Source organism: Thiocystis violascens DSM 198, from assembly GCF_000227745.2.
In the GTDB taxonomy this organism is placed as follows: Bacteria; Pseudomonadota; Gammaproteobacteria; order Chromatiales; family Chromatiaceae; genus Chromatium; species Chromatium violascens.
Genome location: NC_018012.1, coordinates 3,775,685 through 3,787,915 on the forward strand (window position 1 = coordinate 3,775,685; position 12,231 = coordinate 3,787,915).

Sequence of the window (12,231 nt, forward strand, 5' to 3'; positions counted from 1 at the left end):
GTTGAGCGGGAATGCATGCCCGATCCCATGACAACCGGGAGCGCATGGCCCGCACCGCGGCGACGTCTCCGGCATTCCCGTTTCCCGTCAGACTTTCCCCGCTGATCCGGTCGAGTTCCGGCCTGCCCGAGCGCCCCAGCCGCCATGCACCGATCGACCTTCGGCGCCCATGCGCCCCGTTTCAGCCTTGAGGACATCAGATGAGCGCCATCCCGCAAGAATTCGTCCGCACCACCGCCCGGCTCTCCGAAGAGGTGACCGAACCCTTTCCGAACTCCCGCAAGGTCTATGTGACCGGCTCGCGCCCCGATCTGCGCGTGCCGATGCGCGAGGTGACTTTGACCCCGACTCAGACCAGTCAGGGCGAGGAGGAAAACCCGCCGGTCATGCTCTATGACACCTCCGGTCCCTACACCGATCCGCACGCCCGCATCGATCTCATGGCCGGTCTCGCCGACCTGCGCTCGGCCTGGATCGAGGAGCGTGGCGACACCGAATTCCTGACCGGCCCGACCTCCGCCTTCGGCCACGCGCGCCAGAGCGATCCGACGTTGGCCCATCTGCGGTTCGAGCATCTGCGCACCCCGCGCCGCGCCAAGGCCGGGCGGAACGTCACCCAGATGCACTACGCCCGCCAGGGCATCGTTACGCCCGAGATGGAATATGTCGCCATCCGCGAGAGCCTGCGGCTCGACGAACTGCGCGCCGATCCACGCTATGCCAAGGTGTTGCGTCAGCATCCCGGCCACGCCTTCGGCGCCAGCCTGCCCGATCTGATCACCCCCGAGTTCGTGCGCGAGGAGATTGCGCGCGGGCGCGCCATCCTCCCGGCCAACATCAACCATCCGGAAGTCGAGCCGATGATCATCGGGCGCAATTTCCGGGTGAAGATCAACACCAACATCGGCAACTCGGCCCTCAGTTCCTCGATCGAGGAAGAGGTCGAGAAGATGGTCTGGTCGGCGCGTTGGGGCGGCGACACCCTGATGGATCTCTCCACCGGCAAGAACATCCACGAGACCCGCGAGTGGATCCTGCGCAACGCTCCCATGCCGATCGGCACCGTGCCCATCTATCAGGCGCTCGAAAAGGTCGACGGACGGCCCGAGGAACTGACCTGGGAGCTGATGCGCGACACGCTGATTGAGCAGGCCGAGCAGGGCGTGGACTACTTCACCATCCACGCTGGCGTGCTGCTGCGTTACGTGCCGCTGACCGCCGATCGGCTCACCGGCATCGTCTCGCGCGGCGGCTCCATCCTCGCCAAGTGGTGCCTTGCGCACCATCGGGAAAACTTCCTCTACACCCACTTCGGCGAGATCTGCGAGATCATGAAGGCGTATGACGTGACCTTCAGCCTCGGCGACGGACTGCGCCCCGGCTCCATCGCCGACGCCAACGACCGCGCCCAGTTCGCCGAGCTCGAAACCCTGGGCGAGCTGACCAAATTCGCCTGGGAGCAGGATGTCCAGGTCATGATCGAAGGCCCCGGCCATGTCCCGCTGCAGAAAATCCAGGAGAACATGACTAAGGAACTGGCGGACTGTGATGAAGCGCCCTTCTATACCCTCGGGCCATTGATCACCGACATCGCGCCGGCCTACGATCACATCACCTCCGGCATTGGCGCGGCCAATATCGGCTGGTATGGCACCGCCATGCTCTGTTATGTCACGCCTAAGGAGCATCTGGGTCTGCCCAACAAAGAGGACGTGCGCGACGGCATCGTCACCTACAAGATCGCCGCCCACGCCGCCGATCTGGCCAAGGGTCTGCCCGGCGCGCAGATCCGCGACAACGCGCTCTCCAAGGCACGCTTCGAGTTCCGTTGGGAGGATCAGTTCAACCTCTCGCTCGATCCCGACCGCGCGCGCGAATATCACGACCAGACCATGCCCCACGCCGCGCACAAGGTCGCCCATTTCTGCTCCATGTGCGGACCGCATTTCTGTTCGATGAAGATCACCCAGGATGTGCGCGATTATGCGCAGGCGCATCGGATTGAGAACATCGAGGTCGCGGTGGAGGAAGGCATGAAGGAGAAGGCGCGGGAGTTCCTGGAGGAAGGGGCGGCGATCTACAAGGCGGTCTAGAAATGAAACTCCTTAGATTCGGTTGTGAAGGATACAAGCCTTTCCGAACAAAGGTGGAGATTGAACTGCGTCCAATCACGATCCTGTTTGGCCGAAACAACAGCGGAAAGACCGCTTTGCTACGTCTACCAAGGCTCCTGCTACGCGCCTTGTCTTCCCGCGCACGCAGCGGCTTTCCCTTGGACGTCGATGAATTGACCTACGGCGAGTCCTTCCGCGATCTGATCCATCAGCGCTTGATCCATGGCCACATCAACTTCTCTCTGGCAATCGAAGATAATCATCGGCAAATCGCCCTGAGCGCCAAGGTTCAGAATATTTCCGAGTCTCAGTCGGGCGCCATCGCTAGGGGTGATTACCAAGTTGTTTCGCGCTTTCAGCTTGAGGAGCCGTCGCTACTGCTTGAATGGGAGGCAACGCGCGGACGCCCACCGAGTTATGGCGATTTCGGCAAGATTGAATTCCGGGGCTTGCTACCTGAGGCGCGTAACCATCAAAGGTTGCCCGGAGAGTTGTTCGAGGACTGGCGCCAACGAATCCAGGATTTCGAAGAGCGGATTTCACATCTGGGCGGTTACCGCAAACCAATCGACCGTTCCTACGAGCGAAGCACCCCGCGTCCGATTGGGCTTGACGGTGACGGAGCGCCAGAATGGCTTGCGGAGTCATCGGAACTGCTAGATGCGGCTGGCGATTGGTTCCAAGAACACATGGACGGCTGGCGCCTTGCCTTGGATAGCGCCGCTGGCATATTCCGCTGTGTGCTGCGTCGCGGCGAAGTCGAGATCAATTTGGCGGACGCCGGGGATGGCATGCAACAGCTTTTGCCGGTTGTTGTGCAACAACTCCTGCATCGATCGCAAGAATATCCAGGGTTCATAGACCTCGTCGAAGAGCCTGAATTGCACCTCCATCCGGCAGCTCACGCAGCCCTGGCCGACCTCTTCCTAGAGACCGTCTCGACCAGAAAGGGACAAATTCTGGTTGAGACGCACTCGGAAAACCTTCTGTTGCGAATCCGCCGACGCATCGCGGAAAGTGTTGCGGCTCCTCACGACGTAGCTTTGTATTGGATCGAAGACAAGAGCGACGGCAGCAGCGAGATCCGTCCGATTCAGATCCTCGCCGACGGCGAGGTCGATGACTGGCCAGAAGGCGTCTTCTCGGAAGGCTACCAAGAGGTGCGTGCCATGCGCCGCGCCGCGCGCCCGCGTTCAGACTGAGTCACTTTGCATGCGGGTAATCTTCGCACCAGACGCGCTTCAAGACCCCCAGCAATGGCGGCATCTAGATCACATCCTCTATGCCGTCGAGGACGGTTGGCACGAATGGCAAGTCGACGATCCGGATGCGCTGGAGGCGAGCGCCTGGCTCAGTGGAAGCAATCGACCGTCGATGCGCAAGCTGTTCGAGCAGGCCACGATTCGTAGCAGCTATCCTCGGGGACGACTACACCGCAAGGTTTGGGGCGTCTCGCTCACGGACTCACCCGAAACCCTCGCCCCCAACGTCGCCGCGCGCCTCTTCACTCAACCGCTCTGCATATGCGTGGAGAATCGCTTCACCGATGGCCTGTTCCTGGACGCGATTCTGTCGGTGTTGGCACCCGCCGAGCTCAAGGTCTTCCTCGATGGATGCGCGGCGAAACCATTCCGTTGCGATAGTGGCGGCGGAAATGGGGAGCTTCCGAAGATCATCGAGTCTCGTGTTCAGGAATTCACCGCAACCGGACTGCCCTTGCGTGCGATTGTCTTCGCGGACAGCGATGCTCGATTCCCAGGACACATCAGCGACGACGCCAAGGTCATCGCCGATCTGTGCGAGGCACATGCCTTGCTCTGCCTGATCTTGTCCAAGCGCGCGATCGAGAACTATATCCCGGACGAAGTCCTACAGGGCTGGGCCACCGAACCGCCGAGCCAAGCGGTCCGACCGCTCGTTGCCGCGATCTGCAGATTGACGCCAGCACAACGCGATCATGTGCCGATGAAAAAGAAATTTCCGGGTCAACTCGATGATTCACAAGAGCAGGCGCTGTACGACGATATCGCCCCCGAAGATCTCGCCTTGATGCAGAACCATAGACTTCGTAATGACCTCATTGATCTGCTGTCGACCCATCGGCAACACCTGACCGCCGATGCCTTACGCAACCGTGATGGCAAGGGCGAATTGGACCGTCTTGTCGACATGATCACTCAGAGTCTCTAACCCAGAGGCATCAATGGAACCGCGTTCCTTCTCCCCCGAGGTTAAACCAGAAGTCGTCTTTGTCTTCGAACTCGTGCGCAACGTCACGGCCGGCAAACTGCGGATACCGAATTTTCAGCGAGGCTACGTTTGGCGGCGCGTCCAAATGCTTGATCTCCTGGACAGCATCCGCCGCCGCTATCCCATCGGCAGCCTCCTGATTTGGGATACCGACGAGCATCTCAGCAGCCGCCCTAACATTGGACCGATTCCTGTCCCCCGTGGCGCGGATGGGATATCGTCTCATGTGCTGGATGGACATCAACGTCTCTCAACCCTGGCGGGCGCCTTGATGGCGCCTCTCAATCAATCGGCGCAACAGGATGATGAAGATCCCGGACGCTGGGAGATCTGGTACAACGCGAAGGATGAGCAATTCGAGCATCCGCGCGTAGGCGACGAACTGCAACCCTGGCATTTTCCGCTAAGGAAATTGATGGACACCATTTCTTTCATCGGAGAGTGCAAACGCATCCTTCACGATGGCGGTGACAATGGAGGCCATTACGTCCGTAAAATCGAAGCGCTCCTACAGACATTCAACGAATACAAGCTTCCCATCATTCGCATCAGCAACACCGAACTCACGCAGGCCGTCGATATCTTCGCTCGGCTGAATTCCAAAGGGCAGCCAATGAGCGCGGACCAGATGGTGTCGGCGCTCATGTATCGCGAAGCGCCTGGCGGAAGTCCGGCGTTCAATCTCTCCGAAATGATCGATGAAATGCTTGACCTTCTGGATGGCTATGGATTTGGCGGCATTGATCGAACCATCGTTCTGCGCGGCCTACTGGCTTGTCTGGAGGAAGACATCTACAGGACCGATTGGACTCGACTCGTGGATGCGAAGCGCAGTGATCTGCTGAAGCGGCTTCCGTCGATCATCGAGCCAACCAAGGCTGCCATGGAGCGGGCCGCTCGGTTCCTCAACAGCATCGGCGTCTATACGGATCGCCTGTTGCCTTATGCCATGCAGCTCGTTGTTCTCGCCGCGTTCTTTCGCGACTGTGAAAGCCCCACCCCGGATCAGACGGCATTCTTACGACGTTGGTTCTGGGTTTCGTCGTTTGCCGGCTGGTTCGCATCCGGCAATCCTTCTCGTGTTGGACACTTAGTTGCCGAGATGCGCGGCAAGATCGCACGAACGAGCTGTCCAAATCCACTCCTTGAGAACATGCGCATGGATGAGCCAGCGCAACCCTTCCCGAAAACATTTGACATGCGCAGCGCCCGAGCACGCACCTGGCTGCTCGTGCTCCTCTCGCTCCAGCCTCGGGGCCGCGATGGCAAACCCGTGGAGGAGCCCTGGCGTTTGATCACGGAACATCGATCCAATGCGATCGGTTACATCGCCGCCACCGTGAACGACAAGGATCTCAAGTCGAGTCCCGCGAATCGCATTCTTAGGTTCGATCCCAAGGATCGCTCTCAAGCCATGAGTTGGCTATTGAAGCTCGACTCAAGTCTACGTGCTCAAATCCTGCTTAGTCATGGTATTCCACCGGATTCTTGGGGATTACTTGAGACTGGAAACCGCGATGCATTCCTTAATGTACGGCGTGACTATCTTATTCAATTGGAGTTGGAGCATATGAAACGAGAGGGCGTAATCCCTCCGCCCGATCCGACTCCTCAATCGGCAGCGATCGACACCGAGTAGCTTCAATGGGCTGGTCGATCAATGGCCATTTCCGTTGGGACGATCACCCAGGATGTGCGCGATTATGCGCAGGCGCATCGGATCGAGAATATCGAGATCGCGGTGGAAGCCGGCATGCAGGAAAAGGCGCGGGAGTTCCGGCAGGAAGGTGCGAACATCTACAAGGAGGTTTAAGGCGATTCTCGTGAAAGCGCTTACCCGTAGGAGCCCGTTTGCGGGCGACGGGAGGTGCGCGCGGAAGGCATTTTGGCGTGTCACGTCGCCCGCAAGCGGGCTCCTACGTCGGCGGATAACGCCGAAACGGGAAATGCTGACGGCAATGCGCGCTGGTTTCGCGCCTTGCCAGATTCTATAATCTTTCCCTCTTGCGCCATGAGTCGGCGGACCCGGACCCCCCAGGACTCAATGATCATCGATCCTTCCGCGATGCCCGCATTCGGGTTCGAAAATATGCCACCGATCCCGCCGCGGGCCGCCCGTCTCTATGCCGATCATGCCGACCGCTTGGCCAGTCAGGTCTCGCATCTGCTGATGCAGCATCCCCGTCTCGATGAATTCCTCAACGGCAATGCATTCCGCCTGCTGGAGGTTAACCATCGCAACCACGGCGCCTTCGTTGCGGAGGTCTTGCGGACTCGAAATTTTGAGCTACTGGCCAAGTCGTTACCCTGGGCCTATCACGCCTACCATCATCAGGGCGTGCCCTATGATTACTTTCCCGTTCAACTAGATGCCTGGAAAAGGGCGATCCGCGAGCAGCTTCCAAGTGCCGAGGCGGCGAGCCTGATGCCGCTGTATGACTGGATGCTGGCGGTCCACGCCGACGTGATTGCGGCCGCCAAGCGGTATCGATCGGAGCGCCCGACGGTTCCGGTCGGACTGGTCGAGGTACACGGGAAGGTCGTCGAGGCGTTGATCGCGGGCGATCACCTTGCGGTGCTCCATCATTGTCAGAATCTGCTGAACGAGGGCATGACCTTCCCGCGGTTACTCCAGTGGATTTTTTATCCGGCGATGGTCGAGATCGGCGTCCGCTGGGAGAAAGGAGCCGTCTCGGTTGAAATGGAGCATCAGGCCACCGCCATGGCGTATCTGGTGCTTTCCGCACTCTATTATGAACAACCCTTTCCGGCCAAGGCGCGCGGGCGCGCCATCGTCGCCTCGGTGACTAACGAGTTTCACGAACTCGGGGCCTGGATGGTCGCCTCCTGTCTTGAACTCGACGGCTGGGATGTGACTTTTCTTGCCAGCGATTGCGCGCTGGAGACCCTGGTCGATACCATGCGCGCGGAATCGCCTCGCTTCATTGCGCTCTCGGTCAGCCTCCTCAGCAATCTGGAGGCCGCTCGGGAAACGGTCGCGGCCCTGCGCGCAGACCTCGGGCCGGCATCGGACACCCCCATCCTGGTCGGCGGGCGCGCCCTGCTGACCGCCCCCTCGCTGCTCGACGCGATCGGCGCGGATCTGTTTCTGACCGACTGCGAGGCAGCCGTCATCTGGGCGCGTAGTCTGGAGATCGCTGCATGAACGAAGAAATCTTATCTCACCCCGATCTGATCTGGGCGTTGCGCAACTATGTCATGGATTCGGGGCGTCTGCTGGTGGTCGAAGTGGACGGTCAGGGGTTGATCGGCGAGAGCAATCTTGCCTTTCGATCGCACTTTTCCAGCTTCAAGCGCGTGCGGGGGGAGCCGCTGTCGCGTTTTCTGGGCGGCGGGCGCGGCGATACCCTGGAGATCGAATCCGGACTCGTCAACCGTACCCCGGTCGCGCATGTTTTCAAAAGCCTGGACGGCGGCGAAACCTATCTGTTTCATGCCTACCCCGTCGCTCAGGGCTCCCTGCTCATCGGCGAGTTGGCCAATGCCGCCAAGAGCGACATCATCGAACGCATGGGCAACCTGGCGATCGAGATGTCGCGGCTGGTGCGGGATCTGCGCAAGACCAACCATGAACTGGCCATGGCGAATGATTTGAATCTGGAGCTGGCACGGACCGATCCGCTCACCGGTCTCGCCAATCGACGCTATTTCATGGAGCGTTTGCAGACCACTCTCGCGCATGCCCAGGCGCGCGATCATCGTTTATCGCTCGTGATGATCGACCTGGATCATTTCAAGCAGGTCAACGACCGTTTCGGGCATGCGGGCGGCGATGCGACGCTGGTCGCGTTCGCGGGCTTGCTGAAGTCCCAGGTGCGGGCGGCCGATCTGTCCGGGCGGTTTGGCGGGGAGGAATTTGTTCTGTACATGCTCGACGCCGACCTGCGCGCCGCCAGCGAAGCCGCCGGGCGTCTGCGCGTTCAGATGTCCCAGCTGCGCCCGCTCGATGCGGATTTTCGTGTGACCGCCAGCTTTGGCGTGACCGAGTTGAGTCCAGGGGAAACGGCGGAAACGCTCCTGATCCGGGCCGACGATCTGCTCTATCGGGCCAAGGCGGAGGGACGTAACCGGGTGATCGCGGAGGCGTGCGGCGCCTGAAGCGGCGATAGGAGCGTTAAGGTGATTTCCGGGAAAGTTCATACCCATGCCCAAGGCTTCAAAATGGACAGGATTAACAGGATGTTTCAAGATTCACAGGATTAAAAACAGCTTTTGACAAAATCCTGTCTATCCTGAGCAATCCTGTTAATCCCGTCCATTTGAAGCGTTGATTCCGGTAGAAACTTCCCCGGAAGGTATTGCCATGGACCCGTTGCCGGGTCCATGGAGGCCGTCAAGCCTTATGCCTTGGGCGGGACGGCGTCGAGGTGCCAGATATCCTGGTTGTATTCGGCGATGGTGCGGTCGGACGAGAAATGACCGCTGCGGGCGCTGTTCAGGATGCTCATGCGCAACCAGCGGTCACGATCCAGGTAGGCCGCGGCGGCCTGCTCCTGCACGTCGATATAGCTGCGGAAATCCGCGGCGGTCATCCAGGGATCGTGCGGGTTGCGGATCGCGAGGATGATCTGGTCGAAGATGCCGCCCTCGAACTGATTGAAATGCCCGGACTCCAGCAGACTCATGACCTCCAGCAGGGCCGGATCGCCGGCGATGATGCCATTGGGGTCATAGTGATGACGGCGTGACTCGACACCAGCGGCGGTCATGCCGAAGAGGAAGAAATTCTCCTCGCCCACCTGATCGCGGATCTCGATGTTGGCCCCATCCAGGGTGCCGATGGTGACCGCGCCGTTCATCATGAACTTCATGTTGCCCGTCCCGGATGCCTCCTTGCCGGCGGTGGAGATCTGTTCGGACAGATCGGTGCCGGGCGCGATCACTTCCATGAGCGAGACACGGTAATCCGGCACGAACGCGACCCGCAACAGGCCAGCGGTTTCGGGATCGTTGTTGATGGCGCGAGCGACGTTATTGATCAGCTTGATGATCTGCTTGGCCATCACATAACCGGGGGCCGCCTTGCCGCCGATCAGGACGCAGCGCGCGGTCCAGTCGCGGGTGTCGCCGCGCTTGATACGGTTATAGAGATGGATGACATGCAGGACATTGAGCAACTGGCGCTTGTATTCGTGGATGCGCTTGACCTGCACGTCGAAGACGGCGTCCAGCGGAAAGTCCACCCGGCAGATTTGTGCGACATGCTCGGCCAGACGACGCTTGTTGTCCTGCTTGATGGCGTGCCAGCGGGCGCGGAAGTCCGCGTCCTCGGCAGAGGGCGCAAGCTGCTGGAGCTGGCTGAGGTCGCGCACCCACTCGGTGCCGATAGTCTCGTCGAGCAGTTCGCGCAGACCCGGATTGCACATGGCCAGCCAGCGCCGCTGGGTGACGCCGTTGGTCTTGTTGTTGAATTTCTTGGGCCAGATGTCGTGGAAATCGCGGAACAGGCCCTCGATCAGAAGCTCCGAGTGCAGCGCGGCGACGCCGTTGACCGAGAAACTGCCGACGATCGCCAGATAGGCCATCCGCACCTGCGGATCGTAGCCTTCCTCGATCAGCGACATGCGCCGCTGGCGGTCGGTGTCGCCCGGCCAGCGGGTCGCGACTTCCGCCAGGAAACGGGCGTTGATCTCGAAGATGATCTCCAGGATGCGCGGCAGCAGTTGGCGAAACAACCGCACCGACCAGCGTTCCAGCGCCTCGGGCAGCAGGGTGTGATTGGTGTAGGCCATGGTCTGGCGAACGATCGGCCAGGCGGTGTCCCACTCCAGATCATGATCGTCCATCAGTTGGCGCATCAGCTCGGCGACCGAGACGGCGGGATGGGTGTCGTTGAGCTGGAAACAGTTGTGCTCGGCGAAGCGGCTGAAGTCGTTGCCGTTGAGCCGGATCCAGTCGCGCAGCACGTCCTTGATGCTGGCGCTGGCGAGGAAGAACTGCTGACGCAGCCGCAATTCCTTGCCGCATTCGTTGGCGTCGTTGGGGTAGAGCACCATGGTGATGTGCTCGGCCTCGTTCTTCTGGGCGACCGACTCCGGGTAACTGCCGGCGTTGAATTCGCCAAGGTCGAATTCGTCGGTGGCGGCGGATTTCCAGAGACGCAGGGTATTGACGGTCTCGTTGCGATAACCGGGAACGGGAATATCGTAGGGGACCGCCAGGACGTCATGGGTATCCACCCAGCGCACCGTCTTGCGACCGCGTCGGTCCACGCTGGTCTCGGTGCGGCCGCCGAAGGGGATGCGTTGGGTGAATTCGGGGCGTTCGAGTTCCCAGGGGTTGCCATCGCGCAACCAGTGATCCGGCTCTTCGAGCTGTTCGCCGCCCTCGATCAACTGGCGGAACATGCCGTATTCGTAGCGCAGTCCATAGCCCCGCACCGGAAGCTGCAGAGTGGCGCAGGAGTCCAGAAAGCAGGCCGCCAGACGGCCCAGACCGCCATTGCCCAGGCCGGCATCGGGTTCGTTGCCGGCAATCTCCTCCAGCGCCAGACCCATGCCGTAGAGTCCCTGCTCCACGGCGCTGTTGATTCCGAGGTTGAGCATGGCGTTCGATAGCGCGCGGCCCATCAGGAATTCCAGCGACAGATAGTAGGTGCGCTTGCATCCCGCCTCGTCATAGGACTGGCGGGTCCGCTTCCAGCGCTCCATCAGACGGTCGCGCAGGGTGATGGACAATGCCTTGTAGGAATAATAGATCGCCTGCGCGTCATGGTCCCGCCCGAAGGTGTGGGCGTAATAGCGCCGGAAGTCCTGCGCGATCCCTTCGGAGTCCATGGGCAGGGGCGGAAGGTCGAAGAAGTGCGCGTTCGGATGAGGTTTGGTGGGGCCGTTCAAGGGGGACATACTAGGTTGGATCCTGTTAGGTTGTGTGTTGAATATTGGCGATATAGTAGCCGCTGGTGTGACTGGGCGCGAACCTGTTGTGCCGCCCGCGACAAATCGTGGCGAATCGGCAACATTGAGTCAGTACCGACAGCGGATGTCCCGCGTTCAATTCCGCATCGCGATCAGGGTCGGCAGTGGCGAAAGTCCGTGTTTGAAATCGCCCCGCAGCCGACTGAGCAAGCGGGCCCGCTTCTCGTCGTTGGCGACCATCAGGGCCGCGAACGCCGCGCGCCATTGGGCCAGGTATTCCCGGTCGGTCTGGAGTTCGGTGTACAACATCACCGCCGTACAGTAATCGGTGGCTCTGAGGTAATCCTTGAACGGACTGTCGGAGGGTGCGAGTAGCGGGGCGATCAATTGGCGTGCCCGCTCCGATGCAGTGAGCTTCGCGGTCGTCATGTTGGTATTGACATCAATAGTAGAGGGTCGAGACACGCCAGCCTCGCCGGTCGAGGTGCAGCCGCAGGATGACCGGCTCCGCGTTGCGGTGACCGATCCGCGCGCGGAAATTTCGTGGACTCTCGAAAAAGCCGGTGACGAGGAGGGGCGGAAAGTCTTCACCGGGAAGCGCTCTCGCGGTCAGTTGCGCCCGCACCCAGTCGAGCGTGACGATGCGCTCCAGCGCATGGACGCCGTGGTATCGAATCCCCGACTCCAGCCACTCGATAAAATCGTCGGAGAGCCCGTCGATGGCGCTGGGGCGCTCCTTGTTGAGACGGCGCGCCAGTTCGTCGCGAATCGCATCCAGATCCACCAGTCGCTCCAGTGTCGTCTCGTCGTCCTGGGCGAGCGCGCGGTTCAGGCTCCAGAGTGTCGCATAGGGCCAGAGTCCGTAGAGCATGACCAGTGCCAGGCCCAGAAGCAGCAGGCGTCTGGCGGGCCGGCGCGCGCGCCGCCACCAGCGGTGCATGGCCACCCAGGTCCGATGGCGCGCGCGCGTGATCGTCGGCATTCGGAAA

10 protein-coding genes are annotated in these 12,231 nt (G+C 60.7%); 7 read left to right on the forward strand and 3 right to left on the reverse strand.

The annotated features are described in order from the left end of the window. Window positions 1–200: 200 nt before the first annotated feature. The 7 genes from thiC (at window position 201) to THIVI_RS16780 (ending at window position 8,483) form a co-directional block, all read left to right on the forward strand. Window positions 201–2,093, forward strand: coding sequence for a phosphomethylpyrimidine synthase ThiC (gene thiC / locus THIVI_RS16755; protein ID WP_014779727.1), 1,893 nt, complete (start codon window positions 201–203; stop codon window positions 2,091–2,093). Window positions 2,094–2,146: 53 nt separating this feature from the next. Continuing rightward, a complete protein-coding gene (locus THIVI_RS16760; RefSeq protein WP_169315581.1) occupies window positions 2,147–3,316 on the forward strand; it encodes an AAA family ATPase in 1,170 nt (389 codons plus the stop codon). A gap of 172 nt (window positions 3,317–3,488) precedes the next feature. Then, window positions 3,489–4,304, forward strand: a complete 816-nt coding sequence (locus THIVI_RS16765; RefSeq protein ID WP_157174488.1) for a hypothetical protein — start codon at window positions 3,489–3,491, stop codon at window positions 4,302–4,304. Between the two features lie 13 nt (window positions 4,305–4,317). Continuing rightward, window positions 4,318–6,003 carry a DUF262 domain-containing protein gene (locus THIVI_RS16770; protein ID WP_014779730.1) on the forward strand — a complete coding sequence of 562 codons (1,686 nt, stop codon included), beginning with the start codon at window positions 4,318–4,320 and terminating at the stop codon, window positions 6,001–6,003. Between the two features lie 21 nt (window positions 6,004–6,024). Continuing rightward, on the forward strand, window positions 6,025–6,177 hold the full coding sequence (locus THIVI_RS24820) for a hypothetical protein (RefSeq protein WP_157174489.1): 153 nt from the start codon (window positions 6,025–6,027) through the stop codon (window positions 6,175–6,177). A gap of 276 nt (window positions 6,178–6,453) precedes the next feature. Beyond that, entirely contained in the window at window positions 6,454–7,530 is a 1,077-nt protein-coding gene (locus tag THIVI_RS16775; RefSeq protein WP_245537297.1) for a cobalamin B12-binding domain-containing protein, read from the forward strand. Beyond that, complete coding sequence (locus tag THIVI_RS16780; protein WP_014779732.1) at window positions 7,527–8,483, forward strand: GGDEF domain-containing protein; 957 nt, start codon at window positions 7,527–7,529, stop codon at window positions 8,481–8,483. The genes THIVI_RS16775 and THIVI_RS16780 overlap by 4 nt, the downstream gene beginning before the upstream one ends. 242 nt (window positions 8,484–8,725) lie before the next feature. Here THIVI_RS16780 and THIVI_RS16785 read toward each other — a convergent pair whose 3' ends face one another. The 3 genes from THIVI_RS16785 to THIVI_RS22955 all read right to left on the reverse strand — a co-directional run bounded on the left by THIVI_RS16785 (window position 8,726) and on the right by THIVI_RS22955 (window position 12,224). Continuing rightward, a complete protein-coding gene (locus THIVI_RS16785; protein ID WP_014779733.1) occupies window positions 8,726–11,230 on the reverse strand; it encodes a glycogen/starch/alpha-glucan phosphorylase in 2,505 nt (834 codons plus the stop codon). A 147-nt stretch (window positions 11,231–11,377) separates the two neighbouring features. Continuing rightward, window positions 11,378–11,671 carry a hypothetical protein gene (locus THIVI_RS16790; RefSeq protein ID WP_014779734.1) on the reverse strand — a complete coding sequence of 98 codons (294 nt, stop codon included), beginning with the start codon at window positions 11,669–11,671 and terminating at the stop codon, window positions 11,378–11,380. A gap of 13 nt (window positions 11,672–11,684) precedes the next feature. Then, a complete protein-coding gene (locus tag THIVI_RS22955) occupies window positions 11,685–12,224 on the reverse strand; it encodes a DUF2939 domain-containing protein (protein WP_157174490.1) in 540 nt (179 codons plus the stop codon). Window positions 12,225–12,231: the final 7 nt, after the last annotated feature.

Coding starts and splice junctions, on each gene's coding strand:
- thiC (WP_014779727.1), top strand. CDS start 201: ATGAGCGCCATCCCGCAAGAATTCGTCCGCACCACCGCCCGGCTCTCC.
- THIVI_RS16765 (WP_157174488.1), top strand. CDS start 3,489: ATGCGCAAGCTGTTCGAGCAGGCCACGATTCGTAGCAGCTATCCTCGG.
- THIVI_RS16770 (WP_014779730.1), top strand. CDS start 4,318: ATGGAACCGCGTTCCTTCTCCCCCGAGGTTAAACCAGAAGTCGTCTTT.
- THIVI_RS24820 (WP_157174489.1), top strand. CDS start 6,025: ATGGCCATTTCCGTTGGGACGATCACCCAGGATGTGCGCGATTATGCG.
- THIVI_RS16775 (WP_245537297.1), top strand. CDS start 6,454: ATGCCACCGATCCCGCCGCGGGCCGCCCGTCTCTATGCCGATCATGCC.
- THIVI_RS16780 (WP_014779732.1), top strand. CDS start 7,527: ATGAACGAAGAAATCTTATCTCACCCCGATCTGATCTGGGCGTTGCGC.
- THIVI_RS16785 (WP_014779733.1), bottom strand. CDS start 11,230: ATGTCCCCCTTGAACGGCCCCACCAAACCTCATCCGAACGCGCACTTC.
- THIVI_RS16790 (WP_014779734.1), bottom strand. CDS start 11,671: ATGACGACCGCGAAGCTCACTGCATCGGAGCGGGCACGCCAATTGATC.
- THIVI_RS22955 (WP_157174490.1), bottom strand. CDS start 12,224: ATGCCGACGATCACGCGCGCGCGCCATCGGACCTGGGTGGCCATGCAC.